This window comes from Alkalihalobacillus sp. R86527, assembly GCF_042466185.1.
Classification (GTDB): domain Bacteria; phylum Bacillota; class Bacilli; order Bacillales; family Guptibacillaceae; genus Guptibacillus.
Genome location: NZ_JAXHBW010000001.1, coordinates 669,428 through 692,142, shown reverse-complemented (window position 1 = coordinate 692,142; position 22,715 = coordinate 669,428). Strand labels below are relative to the sequence as shown.

Annotated in this window: 16 protein-coding genes; 1 reads left to right on the top strand and 15 read right to left on the bottom strand. The window is 38.4% G+C overall.

What is annotated here, in order from left to right; translation table 11 throughout:
• Positions 1-190: 190 nt before the first annotated feature.
• Positions 191-1,273: a glycosyltransferase family 4 protein gene (locus SJY16_RS03485; RefSeq protein ID WP_377887696.1), complete on the top strand. Its 1,083-nt coding sequence runs from the start codon at positions 191-193 to the stop codon at positions 1,271-1,273.
• Between the two features lie 29 nt (positions 1,274-1,302).
• Here SJY16_RS03485 and SJY16_RS03480 read toward each other — a convergent pair whose 3' ends face one another.
• From SJY16_RS03480 to SJY16_RS03410, 15 genes are all read right to left on the bottom strand, one after another.
• Positions 1,303-2,226, bottom strand: coding sequence for a PIG-L deacetylase family protein (locus tag SJY16_RS03480; protein WP_377887695.1), 924 nt, complete (start codon positions 2,224-2,226; stop codon positions 1,303-1,305).
• A gap of 21 nt (positions 2,227-2,247) precedes the next feature.
• Entirely contained in the window at positions 2,248-3,276 is a 1,029-nt protein-coding gene (locus SJY16_RS03475) for a GNAT family N-acetyltransferase (protein WP_377887694.1), read from the bottom strand.
• Complete coding sequence (locus tag SJY16_RS03470) at positions 3,276-4,760, bottom strand: flippase (protein WP_377887693.1); 1,485 nt, start codon at positions 4,758-4,760, stop codon at positions 3,276-3,278. Before SJY16_RS03470 ends, SJY16_RS03475 begins: the two co-directional genes overlap by 1 nt.
• Positions 4,761-4,821: 61 nt before the next feature.
• Positions 4,822-5,805, bottom strand: a complete 984-nt coding sequence (locus SJY16_RS03465) for an LCP family protein (protein WP_377887692.1) — start codon at positions 5,803-5,805, stop codon at positions 4,822-4,824.
• A 296-nt stretch (positions 5,806-6,101) separates the two neighbouring features.
• Entirely contained in the window at positions 6,102-6,812 is a 711-nt protein-coding gene (locus SJY16_RS03460) for an acyltransferase (RefSeq protein ID WP_377887690.1), read from the bottom strand.
• Between the two features lie 24 nt (positions 6,813-6,836).
• Complete coding sequence (locus SJY16_RS03455) at positions 6,837-7,949, bottom strand: DegT/DnrJ/EryC1/StrS family aminotransferase (RefSeq protein ID WP_377887689.1); 1,113 nt, start codon at positions 7,947-7,949, stop codon at positions 6,837-6,839.
• A 28-nt stretch (positions 7,950-7,977) separates the two neighbouring features.
• Positions 7,978-9,105, bottom strand: a complete 1,128-nt coding sequence (locus tag SJY16_RS03450; protein WP_377887688.1) for a glycosyltransferase family 4 protein — start codon at positions 9,103-9,105, stop codon at positions 7,978-7,980.
• Between the two features lie 4 nt (positions 9,106-9,109).
• Positions 9,110-10,279: a glycosyltransferase gene (locus tag SJY16_RS03445; protein WP_377887687.1), complete on the bottom strand. Its 1,170-nt coding sequence runs from the start codon at positions 10,277-10,279 to the stop codon at positions 9,110-9,112.
• Positions 10,280-10,292: 13 nt separating this feature from the next.
• Complete coding sequence (locus SJY16_RS03440; protein WP_377887686.1) at positions 10,293-11,507, bottom strand: glycosyltransferase family 4 protein; 1,215 nt, start codon at positions 11,505-11,507, stop codon at positions 10,293-10,295.
• A 17-nt stretch (positions 11,508-11,524) separates the two neighbouring features.
• On the bottom strand, positions 11,525-12,577 hold the full coding sequence (wecB, locus tag SJY16_RS03435) for a non-hydrolyzing UDP-N-acetylglucosamine 2-epimerase (protein ID WP_377887685.1): 1,053 nt from the start codon (positions 12,575-12,577) through the stop codon (positions 11,525-11,527).
• An 82-nt stretch (positions 12,578-12,659) separates the two neighbouring features.
• Positions 12,660-13,991 carry a nucleotide sugar dehydrogenase gene (locus tag SJY16_RS03430; RefSeq protein ID WP_377887684.1) on the bottom strand — a complete coding sequence of 444 codons (1,332 nt, stop codon included), beginning with the start codon at positions 13,989-13,991 and terminating at the stop codon, positions 12,660-12,662.
• Positions 13,992-14,014: 23 nt separating this feature from the next.
• Entirely contained in the window at positions 14,015-15,031 is a 1,017-nt protein-coding gene (locus SJY16_RS03425; protein ID WP_377887683.1) for a Gfo/Idh/MocA family protein, read from the bottom strand.
• Positions 15,032-15,281: 250 nt separating this feature from the next.
• The gene (locus tag SJY16_RS03420; protein WP_377887682.1) at positions 15,282-16,052 is read right to left on the bottom strand and encodes an SGNH/GDSL hydrolase family protein; all 771 of its coding nucleotides are present in this window, start codon (positions 16,050-16,052) and stop codon (positions 15,282-15,284) included.
• A gap of 193 nt (positions 16,053-16,245) precedes the next feature.
• On the bottom strand, positions 16,246-20,394 hold the full coding sequence (locus tag SJY16_RS03415; RefSeq protein WP_377887681.1) for a cell wall-binding repeat-containing protein: 4,149 nt from the start codon (positions 20,392-20,394) through the stop codon (positions 16,246-16,248).
• A 221-nt stretch (positions 20,395-20,615) separates the two neighbouring features.
• On the bottom strand, positions 20,616-22,673 hold the full coding sequence (locus SJY16_RS03410; RefSeq protein WP_377887680.1) for a cell wall-binding repeat-containing protein: 2,058 nt from the start codon (positions 22,671-22,673) through the stop codon (positions 20,616-20,618).
• Between the last annotated feature and the right edge of the window lie 42 nt (positions 22,674-22,715).

Genomic DNA, 22,715 nt, shown 5'->3' with positions numbered 1-22,715 from the left:
TTCAGTCATTCGTTTTGTGCGAAACCTCCCTATCTCATTATTGCCATAATAAATTATTCCATTTAACCTAATGCTTTTCAATAACATTTTGTCGAAAATTCCATTTAAAAGTATTCGTAAATTCGTTGCATCTTCTGATGTTTCTGTTATGATTATTTAAGATTGTATACTCTTAAGTAGGTGAAGGGAAATGTTTACAATATCACAGCTTATCATTGGCTTTTTATTATCATTCGTTGTATCCATCCTCGCTACTCCATTCGTGAAAATGTTTGCTATCAAAATCGGAGCTGTCGATCAGCCTGATCATAGAAAAGTCCATAAGGCGGTAATGCCGAGACTTGGTGGAGCAGCAATCGTAATAGGAAGTAGTGTTGGCTTTCTTTATCTGTCTCCGTATTCGTCTTATATGTCTCACATTCTAGTAGGAGCAGCTATTATTCTAGTAATAGGTTTTCTTGATGATAAATATACATTATCTGCAGGTATAAAGATGGTAGCTCAGCTTTTAGCAGCCAGCATCGTGGTTCAGTCCGGACTCAAAATTGATTTTATCGCTCTACCTTTTGAAGGAATACTAGACTTAGGTCCTTTCGGATACGTCGTCACTGTTCTTTGGATCGTAGGAATTACCAATGCGATTAATCTGATTGATGGTTTAGATGGTCTAGCTGGAGGAATTTCAACAATAGCGTTCTCTTCCATGTTAATCATGGCGATTTTTAACGGGAATCTTCTAGTAATCTCGTTAACTCTTGTATTGATTGGAAGTACGTTAGGGTTTCTAGTATTTAATTTTCATCCAGCAAAGATTTTTATGGGCGATACAGGGGCTCTATTCCTTGGGTACGCGATCTCGATCGTTTCGTTAATGGGGTTCTTCAAAAGCGTAACGCTTTTCAGCTTTATTATCCCAGTTATTATTCTCGCCGTACCTATATTTGATACGTTCTTCGCCATTCTTAGACGCATCATTACTAAGAAGAAAATATCAGATCCGGATAAATCCCATCTTCATCACTGTCTTCTTTCTATGGGGTATAGCCATAGAACAACTGTCTTAATAATCTATGGTCTTGGAGGATTCTTCGGAATTTCAGCCGTCCTCTTCTCTAACGCAACGCTCTGGGGTTCTTTTATTATCTTAGGGTTGATTCTAATCTCCATACAATTAACAGCAGAAATTGTTGGATTGATTGGAGACAAGCGAAAGAAACCACTGATTAATACCACAAAGAAAATATTTTCATTTAGTACAGCTATTAGAAAATAACAAGGAGCACAGAAACCTGTGCTCTCTTTTTAATTAATTTTATTTAGCAACTGCTTAGTTTTGAATACGGACTCATATGATTTTAATGTTGTTAAATAATCGATATGAACAACCAAATTACTTTTCAAACCTTTATATGTAGAAAGATCCTGAAAGTGACTTCTTACAAACTCCATATATACGTCAGGTGAAACTTCGATATATAACTCAGCATGCTTTCCTTCATCAAGTAAGCAACCATTAAATTCGTTCATAATCGGGAGGAATTTAAAGGTCGTATTTTGAGATTTATAATAAGATAAAAGAGACAGTTTCTTATCCATGTGTGACGTAATGTTTAGTATGCAGTTTGAGTATAGTGGCGAAATTGGACTTTGAACTTCATAAATCATTAAAGTGGTGTCTTCAAACACTTCAGGATTCCTCTCATACAACTCAAAAAGCTTCATGCTCACTGCATAGTGATCGATGTGTGTATCGATCAACACAGGAAGAAAGACACGCTCTGGTTTGATTGTGGAAAACAACTCATAAAGAGGAGCAGTAAGATCTTCTTGGACAAGGTTAGTATCCTCTGCGTCAAGGAAATGGATATGCTCGACAGGTATCCCTACCGCCTTAGCCACTTCAATGGCTTCTCCCTTTCTTTCTTTAATAATTTCCTCCGTACTATTATTCTTTGAGCCTTTATTTCTTCCATCCGTTAAGAATGCAATATGGACTTCTTTTCCTTCTTTTAAATACTGAAGAATCGCACCGCCACAACCAATAATCTCATCATCAACGTGCGGAGCCAATATCAGGACACGCTCTCCTGAAAAAGAATCGACGAGACGATTACGATCTCGAATCGCTGCTTCGTTTTCTTTTATCCATTGATTAAGAGATCGCTTCACCTTGAACCCATATAAATACTGAGCAAGCGGCCTGATCGTTTGTTTTACTGAACTCATTATTTTCACCCCAATTCCTAATTATGCAGTATCCGCATCTCCCCATGCTATGTACCAATGGGAAGCATCATTTATATATTCTTCGCTTTCCTCTAGCCCTTGTAAATACTTAATAGAAAACCATACAGAAGATGGCTTTTTAATAAAATGACTTTTCTTAAGGGAAACCGAAAGTTCAAGGTCTTCCACTTCCCACAATTTAAGAATATCAATTTCCAATTCCTTTCGACAGTATGAAAGAAGATTCTCTAAAAGCTCTTGCTTCTTTTGATCATCTGCTACAATAAATTCCGTTATGACACCTGAAGTTTTTGTAGGATGGTTATCCATGCGAATGACGCAAATTCCATGGATGGCTTCCTCTTTAGATAGAACAACTTTTACATAGTTTGCATCAGGCTTTTGAGTGTATTTCCATTCCAAGAACGCTTCACTTCTATTTTGATGAATTTTATTTTTTAAAGCATGCTTAATAAATTCCTTTTGGTGTTGATTAAATGTATCGACGGTATCCATTTTGTACGTGAACTTCTTCCTTTTCATCGATAACAGCTTATCGATTGTACGAAGTGGAATCTTTAGAAACTTCTTAGAACCCGCTAAGGACTCGTAGCGAAGGACTTTCGCATAAACTGAAATAGGTGCGATTTTCTTCCACCCTAGCTTTTCTAGAGGTGGTAATGAATTATGGTTAGGGAATGTCATAATCATGCTGATGTCTTTCTGCTTTAAGGCTTCAATAGCATGTAAATTCAGCTGTTTATAAATTCCTTGCCCTTGAAAGTCTGGATGCACCATTGAATCGACAGATTGGGCAGCTTTATATGTCTTTGCTCCCACCGTGATTTTTGTGATCATGACTACCCTAGATCCAATGAGATCCCCTTTCTCATTTACAGCACAAAAAATAATCGCATTCATATCTTCACTTTTAAACTTCCAATTGAAATGCTCCGCACTCATCTCTTTTGAAAAGACTGCTTTGTATAATTGCTTGTAGCTATCGAAATCTGAAGATACATACTCACGATAAATAATCGATTCATTCATTATTTTGAAACCTTCTTTCTAACTTTACCTAGCTTTGCAATAATGTAGTCCTTTTCATTCTTAACCGTACCAAACGACAACAATATCAGCATGTACACCATCATCCCTAATAGAATCTGTAGGATGATTTCAAGAATAACATTTCCAAACGGAAGACGACCAACTCCAAATACACAAGCTCCCATTGCGATAGCGGCAATAATCGTTTGAACGTGTGCTTTACTAAACGAGATTTTGATTGTCGTTAAGTTCACTGTCTTATAATAACTAAGTAAGAAATAGACTACGTAAGAAGCGAGTGTCGCGTAGGCTGCTCCAACATACCCATATAACGGAATAAGGACAAAGTTCAATCCAATATTAATGAGTGCGGCAACAACTGAGATGTTTGCGATTTCTTTACTTCTCTTAATGATTTCAAGGCTTTTATTAAAATATTGTCTTATTCCAAGAAAGAGGAAACCAAACGTCACGATGGGCATGATAATATACCCTTCCTGAAAATCGTTTTTTATAAATAGGTTAGCCAGGTTATCTGAAACTGCTGCTAGACCTACAGCACATGGAATCAATACGAGAAGAAAGTATTTGAAAATTTTGTTCAGGACTCCATTAAGCTCAGTTTCTGTATTATTCTCACTTAATCGAAACAATATCGGCTCAGCTGTCGTCATGAAAATTGTAATGAGCGGCATCATGATTTGTTGAGCAAAAGAGTAGTTGATGGAATAAATTCCAACTTCTTGACTATCTCTCAAAAACTCAATCATATAGCGATCGGATAACGTTAATAACCAGTGAACACCTAGAATAAGAATGAACGGTAATCCGTACATTACGTATGGTTTTATATATGCGAAATCGATATCACTTCTTTTAATGAGTCGCAAACCATTTCTTTCTCTGAAAATTACCACACCTATATAAATGATATCTGAAATAATTGTAGATAAAATTAGTGCATTGATTGGTGATTGAATAACACCTAATAAATATAAAAATAGTAAAAAGCGTGTAATAACAGTAACGGATGTTAGTATAGTTGCAAACCTTGCTTTCCTTTTAGCTCTTAAATAAGAAAACATAAATGAATGCAGGTTTGCAGAAAACAAAAGAACAATACTGATCAGAGCATACTTTTCTGGTATGATTTTTTCCGTTATCCCCAGCTCAGCACCTATATAGATCAGAACAGATAAAAACGTTGCAGTTAGTAAGGCCATCAAAAATGAAACTGAAATGAGTTGGTCTTCTGTTTGTTCTTTCTCACTCGTACTGTAAAAACGGATAAAAGCAACATTAATCCAATTCACTGAGATGATACCTAATAACCCTACTGTGGAATTAATCAAACTATATTGTCCAAACTCCTCTGTAGTAAATCGTTCAGTAAATATAGGAACAAGCATAAAACCTACAATCATTGGAACAATGTAAGTAATTGCGTAATAAAAAAGATCTGAACCAAAAGATTTATTGCTCATTTAAAGCCTCTCCTACATATAAATTTCAAGGATCTGTCCATAAAAAACATCCGGGGAGATGTTAATCCCCAGATGAAGTTGAAGTGTGATTTAAATGTTGTTGAAGAGCGGCTGAAATCTCGTTCACGCTTTCTTCATATGGCTGGAAATAGTAAACGCCATTAATTCGTGCGTCTTCTCCATTAAATTTAAGTGTCTCAATTCCGTCACTCGGCATATCTTTAAATTGACGTTGAAGGGAGAAAAGCTCTCCAGCACGTAAATTTGTTGAAATGTTCTCTCCAAGGTGTCCGGCAATCTCGTCAACTTTAAAAAGACCTTTTGCAGTAAATACTTTGCTGATTGCGGCTTGAATGACCTGTTTCTGACGATCACTTCTACCGAAGTCACTATCGAATCGTCTCATACGTACATAAGCTAGTGCTTCTTCACCGTCCAATTGCATCGATCCTTCTTCAAAATAAATCTTTTTCCCATGTTCTTCATCGCTATATTCCCAGAAGTCAAAAGGTACCTCTACTTTTACGCCATCAAGGTCATCGATCACGCTTTTGAATCCTTCGAAATTAGCTTTAACATAGTAATCAACTGGTACATCTAAGAATTTCTCTACTGTTTCAATCGTCATATCTGGTCCGCCAAATGCATGCGCGTGATTTATTTTATCTTTTTCTCCCCTACCAACGATCTCAACCCTGGTATCACGAGGAATACTTACCATTTTAGCTGTTTTTTCTTTAGGGTCAATCGTTAATAAGATAAGTGTATCTGTTCTCCCGTTTTCTCCTCCGGTTGAATAATCCTCAACACCCATCATTAATATTGAAAAAGGGTCCTCCCCTATGCTGATTGCATCTTTTCTTAATTCGGACTGATTCCCTCTATCTAATTCGTTGTATGTTTGTTTGGACGCCTGCCAACCTTGAAAAGCCAGATAAGCTGCATACCCTCCAACACCAACTACAACAATTAAAACCAAAAGAAATATTTTTCTTAGCAGTGAGCGTTTCTTCCTTCGCCTAATTCTAGACTTATTATTACTCAAAACTTAGCGCCTCATTTCTTATCCTAGCCTTCGTTAGTTACTATTATTATAACTAAACTCTAACCATAAGAATAACATTTATTATGACAAATCCAACAAATATCAAGAATTATCACATATTCGGGAAACTGTTGCGTCTATATAGTTATATCATTCGTACTTATGAGTAATTTATTGCTTGTTCAATCACTTTTTTGCTTTGTTAATTATTGCATAAAGTATTTATCCAAACAATTGAATGGCCTTTCCTCAATTAATACCGAGAAAAGGCCTTATCATCAACTATTCGGGATCTTTTATTGATTTCTTAGTAATTGGCTTTCAGGAACTTTTCGTAGTGACTTAGCAGGGGAGCCAACAACGATTGTTTCTGCTTCTACATCTTTTGTAACGACGCTAGCAGCTGCAACAGTGCCATCTTCATGAATGACTTTACCAGGTAGAATAGTGGCATTTGCTCCTATCCTTCCTCCATCTTTAATGGTGACACCTTTGAAGTGATCATATCGCTCAGTTGATCGCGCAAGGTAGTTATCATTTGTAGTGACAACATATGGAGCTACAAAGACAAAGTCACCTAGCTCTGAATAAGCAGTAATATAACAGTTCGTTTCAAGCTTACACTTTTGACCGACCTTACAATCGTTTTCTACAGCTACTCCACGACCTACGATTGTTTTTTCTCCAATCGTAACACGCTCGCGAATGGTAGCTAAATCAGCAACAAATACGTCTTCTCCAAGCTCTGCATTCGCATAAATAATAGAAGATGTTCCAATTGTTGTTCCCGCACCAATAATGGTAGGAGGTAGCTTTTTTACGTCAGGTAGAATTGAATTTTTGGCTCTAGCGGGCTGTTTACCGATAACAGCATTATCCTGAACCATTACGCCATCTCCAATTTGAACGCCATCATAAATAATGACATTGTGACCGACAACAACGTTTTCTCCGAAAGTAACATTCTCGCCTATAACTACATTTTCGCCAACTCTTACAGGTTTCATTTTAACACCCTTTGCTTCTTGTTTTTATACGCCGTAGAATTCTTGAATTTTCTCAACAACATATTCCTGTTGTTCGCGAGTGAGTTCAGGGAACATTGGTAACGAAATCACTTCATCACATGCTTTTTCTGTAACAGGAAGATCACCTTCATTATAACCTAGTTCAGAAAACACTGGCTGAAGATGTAAAGCTTTAGGGTAATAAACCATTGATGCTACGCCCTGTTCTTTCAAGAAGCTCTGAAGCTCGGCCCTTTTTGACACACGGATCGTATATTGGTGGAAAATATGATAGTTGTGCTCCTCCACATAAGGTGTTACAACATGGTCACCAAGCTTTTCTTGTAGTAATTCTGTATATACAGAAGCATTTTCTCTTCTTTGTTTGCTCCAGTCATTGAGGTGCGCGAATTTCACATTTAAAATCGCTGCCTGAAGTTCATCCAAACGGCTGTTATATCCTAATACATGGTGATAGTATTTCGGTTTACTTCCGTGAACGCGGATAACACGCATTTTTTCAGCGATTTCATCATCACTTGTGATGATCATTCCAGCATCCCCGTAAGCGCCAAGGTTTTTTGTTGGAAAGAAACTATAGGTTGCCGTTGTTCCTAACTCTCCCACTTTTTTTCCTTTATATTCTGAACCAATAGCCTGTGCAGCATCTTCCACAATCGCTAAGTTGTGCTCATCAGCAATTGCTTTTAATGCATCCATATCTGCCATTTGTCCATATAAGTGTACAGGAATAATCGCTTTTGTTTTTTCTGTTACAGCTTCTTTTACTTTCTTTGGATCAATGTTATACGTTTTTTCATCGATATCGACAAATACCGGTTTTGCGCCAATACGAGCAATAGCTCCAGCAGTTGCAAAGAACGTGAATGCTGGACAAATAACTTCATCCCCTTGCTCTACTCCACACCCAAGTAGTGAAATATGCAATGCGTCACTTCCGTTAGCTACTCCAACACCGTGAGATGCATTACTGTATTCAGCTATGTCACTTTCAAGCTTTTTAACATTTTTACCAAGGATAAATTGCGCACTAGACATGACTTCTTCAAGTGCAGGCATGATGTCACCTTTTAAGTTCTGAAACTGCTCTGTTAAGTCCAGCATAGGTACTTTCATTATATAAACAACCTCTCTTTTTAAATGATTATTTTACTAATTCTTCGTATAACGCTATAAGTCGTTCGCTTTCTTTGTCCCAATTATAGTATTGCTCTACTGCCTTACGACCGTTTTCTCCCATTTCTTTTGCTTTCTCTGGGTTCTCTTTCAACCAGATCATTGCTTTAGAAACGTCATCTATATTTAATGGATCTACACAAATTCCGCAATTGTTCGACTCCACGATTTCTTTCCAAAGTGGAAAATTTGATGCAATAACAGGAATGCCTGCAGACATATATTCAAACATCTTGATTGGAAGCGAGACAATAAATCTGGGTTCAGGGTGTAAAAGGACAAGTCCTGCGTTCGCTTCAGACAGCGTATCTTTTACAGCAGCTCGATCTAGGTATCCTCGAAAATCAACATGATTCCATCCACTCATCTCTTTCACATCTTCATGCAAAGCAGGTGGCGCAAACGAACCTCCAAGGATAAATTTAGCTGAAGTTGTTTCATTGACCTTCTCAACGGAACGAATCATCTCTTTAATTCCTCTAAGTAAATAGATCCCTCCGAGATAAACCACTGAAAATGCATTTGAATCTTTAGCTGGTTTTTCTTCAGCTTCTACATCCTTCATCAATTCGTTTAACAAAGGATAGTTATGAATAGTGATGCTATTTTTATTGTACGTTTTAAATCGTTCATTTATATGAGGGGTAGCTGTGACGACTGCATCGAAACGCTTTGATGCAAAGCGTTCAAATTTTTCCGAACCAAACGAGATTCCTTTTCGTAGCTTACCAGGAATCCACTGCTTGGACATGATTTGCTGAGGCAAGTCTTCATGTACGTCATAGATTACTGTTTTCCCACGTTTTTTTAACTTAAGACCGATCGGCATAAGTTCCGGATCATGAAAATGATACACATCAGCATCCACTTCAACTGCCTTTTGGAATACGGCAGATGTCGTTTTTCTCATGCGATTGAGAGGCTTTTCCTCTTTCGCCTCAACACCTAAAATCTGAACGCCATGCTCCATTCGTGTTTCTGCATTTGGGACGATATACGTAACAGAATGACCTGCTTTTGCTAGCGATTGGCATTCTTTTATTAAAATTCTTGTATCCATCGACTGATGGACGGAAGTCAGGTGACAAATATTCATTTTATCACTTCACAATCTTTTCCATGTTTTTAGTTACATTTCGATAAATCTGTTGTATTTGTTGATTAACTGACGTTTCACTAAATCGTTCTTTACATTCCGATCTAATGTCTTCTTTATGATAATCGCCAAAGCTCTCCCTCAAGTTGCTCATCGCGGTCCCTAACAAATCGCTATCATCGACTGGAACAAGTAATCCAGTGCGATCTGATACGATTGCTTCTGGGCCGCCACATCGAGTTGCTATAAGCGGTTTCCCTGCAGCCATCGCTTCGACTAATACAACACCAAAGGTCTCATATCTACTTGCTAATACAAAGACATGGGCTTCTTCTAGTGCATGTTTCACTTGTTCTTTATCCAATGCGCCAAGGAATTGTATTTGATCTGTAAGTCCTTTCTCTCGAACAAGGTTTTCAAGCTCACCTCGTATAGGACCATCGCCACCAATTTTCAGTTCAACATTAGAACCTTTGAATTTTTCTTCAAAGGCTTTAATGAGAACATCCATGCCTTTGTTACGATTTAAATTTGCAATCGAGACAAACCGGAAAGGCTCTTGTGGCGACTTGTCTGGAACTTGGAAAAACGAAGGATCAACTGCATTAGGAATTAAATGAATAGGCTTCGATGTGTAGTCTGCTAGTTCATTACGCAGTCTTGGACCTACTGCGATAATCTCATCAGCTTGGTTTAAAGCATACTTCACAAGTCTTTTTTGGTAAGGCTTTAATAAATTTCTTCCAAATACGGAGGAGTGCTCTGTAATCACAAGAGGAATATTCTCTTCCTCACTTATTTTTGCTGCAGCATATCCTCCCCAGAGACAACTATGAGCATGGATAACAGTTGGCTTCCCTTGCTCAGAAACAAGCTTATTATATAATTTTTTTAATCGATTATAAAAGATACCTTCTGTTGTGTAAGGAAGGTTTGCGAAAAAATTATAACCCTTCAATCTATAGGTACACAAACCATTCTCTTCACTCACCGTTAATCCTGATTTATCTGTTTGCTTTCCAAGAGTTTTAATACTCCATATCTCTGGATAAGCCACAGAAACCTCGATATCATTCTCATGGTGTAGTGACTCTGCTTGTCTTTTGTAAAATATACCGCGGTATGGAATCAATTCTTCAGGATAACCAGAAGGAACAACTAATACATGTGTCAATAAAGACAACTCCTTAATCTGAGAGCTCTTCTAGTAAATCTCCCACGATTTTTTCCCAAGAATATTCATTCACAACGAAATTGCGACCATTTACTGATAGCTCTTCATATTGTTCAGGTGTAAGATCAGCACAATATCTAATCTTCTCAGAGATATCTTTTGAGTTTTCAGGCTCTGCAACGATTCCGCATTTATTATTCTCGAGTAAGTTCACACTTTCACCTGCGCCACAATAAAGAATTGGTACTCCAGAAGCAAGCGCTGGAAAAATCTTAGATGGGCGTGCGCCTTTGAAGAGCTCAAGATCTTTAAGTGATACAATACTGTAATCAGTAATGGAGAACACTTTTGGCATTTCACTTACGGGAACGGAATCATGAAAAACGACATTATCAAGGTGCAACTCTTCTTTGAGTTGGATTAGATTGTCTTTCTCAGGACCATCACCAATAAATAGGAATCGCAAATCATCACGATCTTTCACTTGTGAAATTGCCTTCAAAACAGACTCTAATCCTTGCGCATATCCTATTCGACCGGCAAACGTATAAACAGTTTTCCCTTCAAATTGAAGCTTGTTTATCCACTCTTCGTCTTTAGGTTCACGATTAAACGTTTTAATATTTACTCCATTAGGAAGTAAGAAAACGTTTTGTTCCTTTATGCCTTTGTCTTTTAAGTATTGTGCAATGCCTTCTGTTGCTGCTGCAAGTTTCCATGACTTTCGATATAGCCAGTCTTCTAATTTTTGCGCTAATCGAATAAAGTTTTTATTTTTAACAATGCCAAGCTCGACAGCAGATTCTGGCCAGATATCAGCGATATTAAACACAAATTTTGCTCTTTTCATTTTCGAAGCAATATAAGCTGTAATTCCCAAAAACAATGGAGGAGAATTGCAAATAATCACATCAGTAGGCTTAGCTTTTATAATGGGATAAAAAGCACTAAATGTAAAAGAAAAATAGGAAGTCAAACGCCTCCAGAAGCTCCCCTTAGGACTCGGATAGATCCAGCTACGATGTACGGTTAGTCCATCATACGAATCTTTTTGATAAAATTTCCCTTTATACTCATCAGGAATAATGCCATGAGGATGGTGCGGGAAAGCAGTAACGATTTCAACTTGATGCCCTTTTCGCTGAAGTTCTTTACTCACTTCATACAACCTTATTTGTGGTGCACCTACCTCTGGTGGAAAATGCTGACTCAATAACATGACTTTCATAAATGAACTCCTCTACTTTACTCGAAAGTTGCTACGATTTTTGATGATGCATCTCCGTCACCAAAAATTGTCTTATATTCTGGATAAACATCCTTCTTAACAGCATTCAAAATCTTTTCCTTATCGGTACCCACAAGGATATTGGCATCACTCTCAAGCGTTTCTACCCACTCGGTTTGCTCACGCATCGTTACACAAGGAACTTTCATGAAGTAAGCTTCTTTCTGTACCCCACCTGAATCAGTAAGAACCTTGATAGCATGACTCTCAAGAGTAAGCATATCTAGATAGCCTACTGGTTCAATCACATGGAGATTTGGAATCTCATCAAGATTTAAACCAAGTTTTTCGATGACGTGACGTGTTCGGGGGTGGATCGGCCATACCTTTGGTTCTGGTATTTCCTTAAATGCATTGAGAATTTCTTCGATGTTTTCTTTCACATCAGTATTTTCAGCACGATGAACTGTAATCAAGTAATACTCTTTCGAAGTTAAACCATGTACATTCAACACATCAGATTTATCTTCCGCAAGCTTGCGATTGTATTCGACTGCATCATACATAACATCACCAATATTATAGACGTGATCAGTAATGGATTCGTTCGTTAAGTTCTGAACTGCAGTATCCGTAGGACAGAATAAATAATCCGATACATGATCAGTCATAATACGATTTATTTCTTCAGGCATCTTTTTATTAAAACTACGTAGTCCAGCTTCAACATGTACAACTGGAATATGTAGCTTTGCTGCACTTAGTGAACCTGCAAGCGTTGAGTTAGTATCACCGTAGACCAACACATAATCTGGACCCTCATTCAATAGTATCTCTTCGATTTGAGATAACATTTCTCCAGTTTGCTTTCCATGGGAAGATGAGCCGATACCAAGGTGGTAATCTGGCTTTGGTATGTGAAGTTCATCGAAGAAAATATCAGACATATTCTTATCATAGTGTTGACCAGTATGGATGATAAGCTCTTCATGACGCTTCCTTAACTCTCTAGAAACGGGAGCAGCTTTAATAAATTGAGGGCGAGCTCCAAGGACAGTAATAAATTTCACGTGATCACCTCAAGTCAAATTTTAGAATGCATACAAACAATGGCAAGCACGCTCACGAAGAGCATGCAAGCCATTTTGTAGTTTAAAGTTTATAGTATTTAGCTGGTTTTTCTACATTTTTGAAAGCATTACGTGTATCAAAGATAACTGGACTTCTCTCTGCAATCATTTGATAATCAAAGTCAGAATGGTCAGTTGCTAACACTACTAAGTCAGCATTCTCAACCAGTTCTTCAGTTAGGGAAACCGTTTCATTCACTTTTTCCGCAACTTTAAATGATTCAACATGTGGATCTGCTACGATCCAATCTGCTCCTGCTTCTTCTAATTGTTCAAGAATAGGCAATACTGGAGATTCACGTACATCTTCAATATCCTTCTTATATGCAACGCCAAGTACGACTACGCGCGCACCGTTCAGAGCTTTTTTATCTTTGTTCAAGATCTGCATGCAACGATCAATAACAAAGTCAGGCATACTCGTATTGATCTCACCTGCAATTTCGATCAAACGCGTATGGTAGTCAAATTCTCTTGCTTTCCAAGTAAGGTAGAAGGGATCGATAGGAATACAGTGACCACCAAGCCCTGGTCCAGGGTAGAACGGCATGAATCCGTAAGGCTTTGTTGCTGCAGCATCGATTACTTCCCAAACGTCGATGTTCATCTTATTACAAAGAATAGCCATTTCGTTTGCAAGTGCGATGTTGATGTTTCGGAATGTGTTTTCCAAAATCTTCTCCATCTCAGCAACAGAAGGGCTTGACACTTCATGAACATCACCCTCTAACACGTTACGGTACATTGCAGACGCGACAGTTGTACATGATGGCGTAATACCACCAACAACTTTTGGTGTATTCTTTGTATTGTAAATTTTATTACCTGGGTCAACTCGTTCTGGAGAATATGCGATGAACAAGTCTTCACCACAAACTTTACCAGTTGCTTCAAGAATCGGTTTTAAGACCTCTTGAGTTGTACCTGGGTAAGTTGTACTTTCTAGAACGACGAGCATGCCATCATGTAGATACTTCGCAATTTCTTTTGCGGAGCTCTCAACATATGACGTATCCGGCTGCTTGTACACATCAAGAGGTGTTGGCACACAGATCGCTACTGCATCTACATCAGAAATTCTTGAATAATCTGTCGTTGCAACGAGTTGTTTTTTCTCAACGTACTCAGCAAGCTCTTCTTCAACAACATCTCCAATATAATTAATACCATCGTTAACGAGACCAACTCGCTTTTCTTGAACATCAAAACCAATAACATTGTAACCAGCTTTTGCTTTTTCGACTGCTAGCGGTAGACCAACATAACCTAATCCGACAACACCGATCGTAGCTGTTTTGTTTTCAATTTTTGCTAATAGTTCCTTTGCATTCGTGTTCAACTGAATATCAACCATGATTATTCCTACTTTCTTTTATATTAATCAAGTACTCTAACTGGAGTGTTCTTTTCTGCTGAGTCATACAGCGCTAATACTAGTGCTAGCGCCTTCTTACCATCTTCACCTGTAACAACAGGCTCGCGGTCTTCCTCAATAGCTTTTACCATATCCTCGATAATCCATTGATGCCCTGGTTTACCAAATGGATCAGCTTTTACTTTCTCTATAAGCGTGTTGCTTTCTTCATCGTTAAGGTCTTCGATCGTCAAATGTTCAAACAGAGTCGCTGTCGTTCCACCAATCTTCACAGATCCAGTTTCTCCGAACAAACTGATTGTTTCTTCAAGATTCTTCGGATAAATAGTAGTGGCAGCTTCAATCATACCTAGAGAACCATTTTTAAATCGAATAACGCCTGTTGAAACATCTTCTGCTTCAATATCTCTAAGTCTTGTTGCACTCATGCTGTAGACTTCTTCAACATCACCCATAAGCCATAGAATCAAGTCTAGATTATGTATCGCTTGATTCATCAAAACGCCACCATCTAGGGATTTAGTCCCTCTCCAAGGTGCCTGGTCATAATAAGCCTGATTGCGATTCCATCTTACAGTAGCATTCGCATGACTTAATTTACCGATTTTACCTTGATTCATTAATTCCTTAATCTCCATCATCACCGGTCTAAAGCGGTTTGGATGCACTACTGATAGCTTAACATTATTTTCTTTACATGCATCTATAATACGTTGAGAATCTTCAAGAGTAAGAGCAATCGGCTTTTCCACAACGATGTGCTTACCTGCAGCAGCTGCTTGTACAGCTAGGTCGCCATGAAAGCCACTAGGAGTACAGATATTAATCACATCGACGTTGTCATTCGCCAATAATTTGCTAAAATCATCAAAAGCTTCAACACCATAATCTATTACAAATGGTTCCATTTTCTCAGAAACAGTATCACAAACAGCAAATAGTGTAGCACCATCAGCTGCTTGAATTGCATCAGCATGTTTCTTTGCTATGTGACCACAGCCTACAATTGCAAAATTCATATGTGTAAAATCTCCTTTTCATTTTCCTATATATAGTTTTCTACCGGACTTTGTATTTTATGAACATACTTGTAAAGACATCTATATAATTAAATCTTCTATAGTAATTGTATAGCAATTATTTTCAATATCAATTATTTTGTTAAAACGACTAAAAATCGCCTAAAATCAAAAAGACATCTGTCATATGATGTCTTTTTGATTCACTATATTTTTATACCACTCTTCCTATTATATCAAACTGTTTCGCTTAATTACCTGTAAAATAAGACGTTAAATATTGCGCCCAAATATTATGCCCCATTTCGTTAGGCTCGCTTTCTTCAGTTAAGTACTCGTTCATTTTCTCGTCATCTAATGCTGGCCATGCTTCCCAATGATCAATGTAAACATAATCATTTTCATTAGCAAACCTTTCGAGTTCCTCTACTTGTAAAGGATAATGTATTGCATCATACAAAGGATTCGATGGCTGAAGCATAATGGTGACATCCTCATTTACTTTTTTATATTTATTAATCATGTTCGTAGTCAACTCAAGTGAATCTTCGATCCTTAAGATCCCATTATTCTTAAGCAAAAATGGTTCTAATAACAACACATCAACGTTACCAGGATTGATTTCCTGCGCCACTTCATCAGACGTTTTGTCACCAAACGAAGTAACTGTTAGTTCAAATACGCCTTCTCCATAGGTATTATCCAGATTCTCTTGCAGTACCGCAGGCCACCCAACACGATCTTCAGACGTAGCTGAAGAACCTACGGCTTCAACAGTTATAGGAAGTTCTTCCTTTTGAAGCTCTTCTTTTATTTCCTTAGGAAGATTGGAGGCAAGCTCGCTAACTTCTTCCGATGCCTGACTCTTATTATCTTTATTATTGACCTCTTCTGCACCTACTTGCTCAGTAGCCCCTGCGCTTCCATTATAATCAGTCGCTCTACTTTCCCAATGACTCTTTCCTAATATAATAACAACAATACATGCTAGTAATAGTACAATATTCATTACTTTGTTCAAAATGAATCCCCCCGCTTTTAAATAGAAATATTATCCTTAATTGATTACATTTTCTAGTACCTATTTTCAATTATATAGAGAGACCCCCACAAAATAAACAAAATATCGAAAATTGTTTGCCTTTGTTTAAAAGCGTCGAAAACAAAGGTGCCACCGATTAATAATCGGTGGCACCTTTGTTTTTATACCTTTATTACTTTACTAGCTTTTGAAGCTCATCTTTCGTCATCTCACTAACAGCACCATTTCCACCTAGTACCTTTACAGACGTTATGTCGTTCGTGTAGAGATACTTCGTTAAGAATGACTCAACTTCACCTGGTACATCGTCTTTCTGTACTAGGATCATTGTTCCATTATTCATTGTTACCAAAGGAGCTGAAGCAAGAGCATCAGGGAATGTTTGCCCACTAGCTACATAAAGAGTATCAGTAGCATCAGCAAACATCGATTGAATTGCTGCAAGAGTTCCATATCGGTTCTTACCTTTTAAGCGTTCCGTATCAAGAGCAATCTCTTCAACTTCTTTGAAGACATCATCCGAGATAGCACCTGTTCCTCCTAGAACATATACGGTCTCACCAGCAAGAATTTCTTTTGCTTCTTTCGTTAACTTCTTACCATCAGTTAGTACGATCGGCATTCCATTTTCACCAGCAACACTTGCAGCACTTAGAGCATCTGCATAAGTCATGCCAGTTGCAAGGAAGACGCCATTACCAGCAAACTCGAGCTCACTTTGTAGATGTTCTACAATCTCGAGATTTGTATCGAAACGACTCTTACCAGATAGACGATCCACATTCTTCGCACTCATTCCAAGTTCAGCAAGTTGAACAACTACGTCATCAGAAACAACACCAGTTCCGCCGACGATGATTGCATTTTCTGCACCTAGACGAGAGATTTCAACTTTCACTTGATCAGAAAGCTTTCCATTAGGTCCTGCAAGTAGGATTGGAGCACCATATGCAGATGCTAGAGGTCCTACAGACAGCGCATCTGGGAAGTCATAGCCAGTTGTGATGACAACTGTTTTGCTATCCTTTTCTCCAAATCCATTTGGATACATTTCTTTTGAAGTAGCAACAGCTGTGCCTTCACGGTCTTTACCTTTGATCACATCAACTACTCCACCATCTACAGTAACCGGGAGGATTGAGAGTACATCACCTGTCTTCGCATCTTTTAAGAATACACCAGCTGTGTAATCACCAGAGCTATCAGGTGCTGTGATCTTCACATCTGTTTTAAATGATTTCCCTACTCCAAGATCAAATGTTTTATCTGTTGCTTTTAGTTCGCCTTCACCTTTGACACCTGGGCTTGTTACTTTTTGTTCAGTGATTGCTAAATCAACTGCAGTGTCGCCACCTTCAGCAGTAGAGTAACCGTAAACTGCTACAATATATTGTCCATCTTCAAGGTTATTAAGTTTTACACCTTCATCTGATGAAGCCGATCCTGAGCTAGCCACCATCTTAGGACCATCTTCCGTAACCTTGTAGAACTCTAAATCAACATCGTCCAACGGATTATTTGGATTAGACGTTACCACTTCTAAAGAGATATTGTTTTCAAGGTTAAGGCTTTGAGTATAGTAACCTTGTAATGGAACTTCAACATTTTCTTTCGTTGTTTCTGCCTTACTGAAGTCTCCTGTTTCCACTTTTACTTTCTTAGAAGTAGACATGAAGTTTTCAAACATAACTTCTTTCGTTGTTTCAAATCCAGCAGGTGTTTGTCCAAGATCGATTTGACCTGGAGATTTCACTACACCTTGAACAAATGCTTCAAAGTTGAACTTGTTCATTTCTTTGCCTTCTTTAGGTGCAAATGATCCGTATACAGCTACTTCCCATACACCAGGTTTAGGACTTTCAAAGACGTTTTCTTCAACTTTTAAGCCATCATATCCAGCATAACCTTGGAATGCACTTACTTCTGTACCATTAGGATCAAAGACGATCATACGAACGCGTCCCTGATATTCGTCATTTTCTTGTAGTGCTTCAAGAGCAAAGCGAAGTTCTTCCATTCCAGGCTTCACATCAAAGTAATAGTGCTTTGTTTGAGAAGCTTGTACTTTGTTCTCATCACTAAAGCGGTATTTATTATCTGAAGTGAACTCTTCACCCATTATGATTGTTTGGTGAGATCTAGCTTCTACATAGCTTGTAGATGCATCATCAATAACTAACGTTCCTTCATTTCTACCAACCTTAAGCTGAGATTTATCATAAGTTACTGTGATTGCTTCACTCTTTCCTGCTTCTAGCGTGATTGACTTTTTAGAAGGAGTAAACCAACTCTCAGATGGAGTGATAGAAAGTGTCTTCTTCTCATCAGTTGGGTTCTCGATTAAAACGTCAACCTTTTCAGGAACTTCTTGATTTCTTACGTAAAGGCCTGCACCACCGGAAACTTTCTCACCGTGGTAGACTTTCACATTAACTTCTTTCAACTCATCTACGAAGTTTTTCTTCAAATACTCGAATGCCGCAGGCACATCGATTAGACCAGCACCTTGTTGCGTACGAGTGTAACCCTCAAGTGGTTTAGCTGTTTGAATTAACGCTTCGCGAGCTGTTTCGTAATCAAATGGCACACGATCTTTCAGTGATGCCTGTTTTAATAGTGCTAAAGCACCAGCTACGTAAGGTGCTGACATACTCGTACCTTGAAGTACTGCATAATTACCCATTTGCGCCGGATAAGAAGCATAAGCAGCACCAGGAGCTACGATATCAGGCTTTTGCATACCGTCTTCACGTGGACCGTTAGAAGAGAAGTACCAAAGTCCTTCCCCCTCTTTAGGAGATCCATCAGAATTTTTGCCATATGGATATGCACCATATTCTGTTGCCCACATCGTTTCATCAATATGTGCACCTACTGAAACAGATGCTGTACTTGTTCCTGGGGAACCAACAGTATCTGCTCCAGGTCCAGAGTTTCCAGCAGACATTGAGAAGATCGTACCGAACTCTTCAGAAAGAATGTTAGCTAGCTGATCATCCGAATCCGTACCATCGTTCAAGTCAGGTAATGAACCAAGGCTCATATTCACAACATCTACGTCAAAACCACCTTGAGATTCAGGAAGTGCAGCATCAACCATTGCATTCATAATACTGTAGCTGGAAGCGCCACCTTCAGCCTTAAATACTTTAAGACCAACAAGTTCAGCCCCTGGCGCTACACCATCTTTGGCTACTGCCCCAGTCTCATTTGATCGTGCAGGACCATTCGCTGCCGTAATACCAGAAACGTGCGTTCCGTGTCCATTAACATCGAAGAAAATGTTTGCGAACTGGTTTTTAGCATCTAGGGAGTTAACACGGAAGTTTGCTCCAACGAGTTCATCATCTGGATTTACATCGAATGTACCAGCCTGGTTATTTTTGTATGGAATTTCATCAGAGAAATCTTTATCATTATCTTTGTCGATGTAAACTTTATCATCAACCATCAATACACCGAATGCGTCAGCATCGTTACCTTTTACATCTGCATTATTATCCTCAGTTACTTCTCCATCAGCATTCAAGTCACCGGCGTTGAAGTCTGGTGCTAGCATTCCAAAATGGTATTCATCATCAGAAGCATCGATACCTGCTGTTCCATATGTATGATCATCAGCAGTGAAAGAATCGCCCTCATCGAAGGTTTGATCAAATACAACGTCACCTTCAGCTAGAATAACTCCACGGTCATAAGTCTGATCTCCAATCGTATAATCGCGTACCCCTACGATCTTCGACTTTCCGTAATAGCCATCTTTTAACGTTGCAGTAAATGCTTCGTGACCTGGGTCTGGACCAGAATCGATAATTCCTACTCTAACTCCAGTGCCATCATATTTATTATGGAATTCGTCTACTCCTGTCGCATCATGGGTTTCCTCAGTTTGTGGACCATCCACTTCTCCTGATGGTTCATTAACGGGTTTGATATCAGTATCATCAAACTTCTCTTCTAATTCCACTGTACCGTTTTTACCAAGTGACGCTACTTCTGCCAGATTATAAACGTCCATAACTTTAGAAGTTGGCATTTCTGTTAAGTAAACATAGTTCTTATGGTTGTCCTTTACTTTAACGCCCAACTTTTTCAACTGCGAACTAATGTCTTTCTTCCCTTTTGTAACAACGATTAGTTCTTGAGATTCCTGACCACTAATTGCCAGAGCAGAGATCTCTTGAGAAATAGGAGCCTTAAATTTCTTCGTCTCTTGTAATGCTGCATCAGCAACTTCCGGATTGAATCCGACGCTCGCAAAAGATGAGGCAATCAAGGATGCCCCTGCAACGACGGAAAGAACTTTGTTCTTGAATGTCATGTATAAATTTCCCCCTAAGTTAATTTATAAATCCCTCTTCATCCGACCCTCCTCGCCGAAAATTTACAAAATTTCTGTATTTTCAGTTTACTGCTTAGGTTACAAACCGTCAACAAAAAACTGTATAAAATTACAAGAATTTTAAATAATATAACAATTTGTTTAATAGTTTCTATAAAACAATTTTTTATCAATAAAAAAAGCCTCGAAATAAATCGAAGCTAGTAAAGAAACTTATGATCTAATCCCCATGCTAATTCAACAGAAATCGCGCCATAACCTCCTAAGATGTTGTATTGTCGTGCTCCTCTATTCTTTAAATAAGTTAGTTCTTCTGCTACTCCCGGAAGTATTTTGTTTGGATGAGTTAGCATTATCGGACTGTGTTTTTTTGCAGCAAGTGCCCCTCCTACAAGAGCATCTGGAAAATTAGTTCCAGTCGCAATGTAGATGTGTTCTAAATTAGAGTCACTAAACCTTTTAATTACCCGGTAATTTGTTTCATACCGATCTTTGCCACTGATCCTAGAAGAAGGAATACCTAAAGATTGAACCGTACTATCTTTAATAACACCTTCACCACCGATTATATACGATTCAGCGATATTGTTATCTCTCAAATAAGAAGCCACTCCAGTTGGAACTTTGTTTTTTTGTACAAATAAGACCGGTGTGTGCATCTTACCTGCATAAGGAGCAATTGAGAGGGCATCTGGGAAATTCTCCCCAGATGCAATCATTGCTTTATTAGTTGCAAAAGGGATTGCATCATTAATTGCAACGGAGGTTTCATAACGATCTTTCCCTGATAATCGGATTGTGTTTATTTCTTTCTCTACTAATTGTTCTTCAATTCTATTTGAAACTGCTCCATTTCCTCCAACAATCACAACATGTGTGACACCGAGACGTTCTAACTCTGCCGTATTTGCATCAGAAAGAGTATTCCTTTGTTGTAAAAGAATCGGTGCATCAAGATAGGTGGACAATGGTGAAGCTGCCAGACTGTCCGGGAACGTTAATCCACTCGCCATAATAGCAAACTTGCCTTTAATCTTATCGCCATCCAAAACAACTTCTTTTTCAATTAGCTCTGGCCATCCTTTCTGTGAGACAGCGATTGCTGTTTCTACAGAATTTTCACCATACAATCGGTTTCTCTTTTTAATACTATTAACTGCTCCTAATACATTAAGTCTTCCGGCTCCGAGTTCGTTCAAATCTTCAATTGGATTCGCACTTGAAATAAGAATATCAGCTACCTGTTCTGCCTCCAAGAAACGCGCATGTTGCATGACCATTCCTGCTGCAGAACTTACGATAGCTGAAGACATACTTGTACCGGTAGAATAATTGTAACCATCCACCCATGTACTATAGATGTCTGTACCGGGCGTATTGATATCAACATCCTTACTGAAATTTGAGAAATCACCTTTCTCATCAGTACCTGTCTTAGTAGATCCTACTGCAATAGTAGATTCATACGCTGCAGGATAAATCACTTTATTTAGATTATCATTGCCGGCAGCTGCCACCACTAAGACTCCATTTTCCGAAGCTTTATCGATCACATCACTCATAGACTTTAAATTGTTATATGATCCAAGACTTAAGTTGATAATATCTACACCATGATTAATCGCGTATTCAATCCCCTCAACGACCGTAGACATTTGCCCTACGTTTCCATTCATTACCTTTATGGGCATTATCTTTAGACCTCTAGAAATAGAAGCGATTCCTATATTATTATCGGTAGCTGCACCTATGAGCCCCGCAACATGAGTACCATGGCCATCGGTGTCTTGAGGGCTAGTGCCTTTAGAATGGAGGTTAATGCCTTTAACGAGATTTTCTTTTAAGTCTGGATGGTCGAGATCGACACCAGTATCAAGAACGGCTACCACTATCTCATCGGCCGGTTCGTATGTATTCCACCCATCGGTTGTTGATAACTCAGATAAATAACCTTCTTGCTTTTTGAATTCAGGATCATTCGTAGTACCCGAACTCATTAAATATACAGGGGCATCTTCTTCTACATATTCAACATTAGGAGAGTTTTCAAGCTCTTTAATAACACTGTTCTTATCTGACATAGTTGTTTCAATCACATCAAAGTTGCTTATATTGCTAGATTGAGTTCTTACCACTTCGTCTGATTCGTTGTACTTCACAATTATTTTCACAGTTTCTTCAGCATTTACATGAGGAATAAATATGATAAAAAAACTGAAAATGAAAAACGTAATGGTTAATTTGCAAACTGCCTTCAATTCTTTTCCCCCTAATGTATAGTAGTACTAGAATAAGGAAAT

What these genes read in the sequence shown, in the direction of transcription:
- SJY16_RS03475 (WP_377887694.1), bottom strand. Translation starts at nt 3,276, where the DNA reads ATGAATGAATCGATTATTTATCGTGAGTATGTATCTTCAGATTTCGAT.
- SJY16_RS03430 (WP_377887684.1), bottom strand. Translation starts at nt 13,991, where the DNA reads ATGGTTGATATTCAGTTGAACACGAATGCAAAGGAACTATTAGCAAAA.
- SJY16_RS03415 (WP_377887681.1), bottom strand. Translation starts at nt 20,394, where the DNA reads ATGACATTCAAGAACAAAGTTCTTTCCGTCGTTGCAGGGGCATCCTTG.
- SJY16_RS03440 (WP_377887686.1), bottom strand. Translation starts at nt 11,507, where the DNA reads ATGAAAGTCATGTTATTGAGTCAGCATTTTCCACCAGAGGTAGGTGCA.
- SJY16_RS03455 (WP_377887689.1), bottom strand. Translation starts at nt 7,949, where the DNA reads ATGAAAGTACCTATGCTGGACTTAACAGAGCAGTTTCAGAACTTAAAA.
- SJY16_RS03425 (WP_377887683.1), bottom strand. Translation starts at nt 15,031, where the DNA reads ATGAATTTTGCAATTGTAGGCTGTGGTCACATAGCAAAGAAACATGCT.
- SJY16_RS03485 (WP_377887696.1), top strand. Translation starts at nt 191, where the DNA reads ATGTTTACAATATCACAGCTTATCATTGGCTTTTTATTATCATTCGTT.
- SJY16_RS03460 (WP_377887690.1), bottom strand. Translation starts at nt 6,812, where the DNA reads ATGAAACCTGTAAGAGTTGGCGAAAATGTAGTTATAGGCGAGAATGTT.
- SJY16_RS03480 (WP_377887695.1), bottom strand. Translation starts at nt 2,226, where the DNA reads ATGAGTTCAGTAAAACAAACGATCAGGCCGCTTGCTCAGTATTTATAT.
- SJY16_RS03470 (WP_377887693.1), bottom strand. Translation starts at nt 4,760, where the DNA reads ATGAGCAATAAATCTTTTGGTTCAGATCTTTTTTATTACGCAATTACT.
- SJY16_RS03450 (WP_377887688.1), bottom strand. Translation starts at nt 9,105, where the DNA reads ATGAATATTTGTCACCTGACTTCCGTCCATCAGTCGATGGATACAAGA.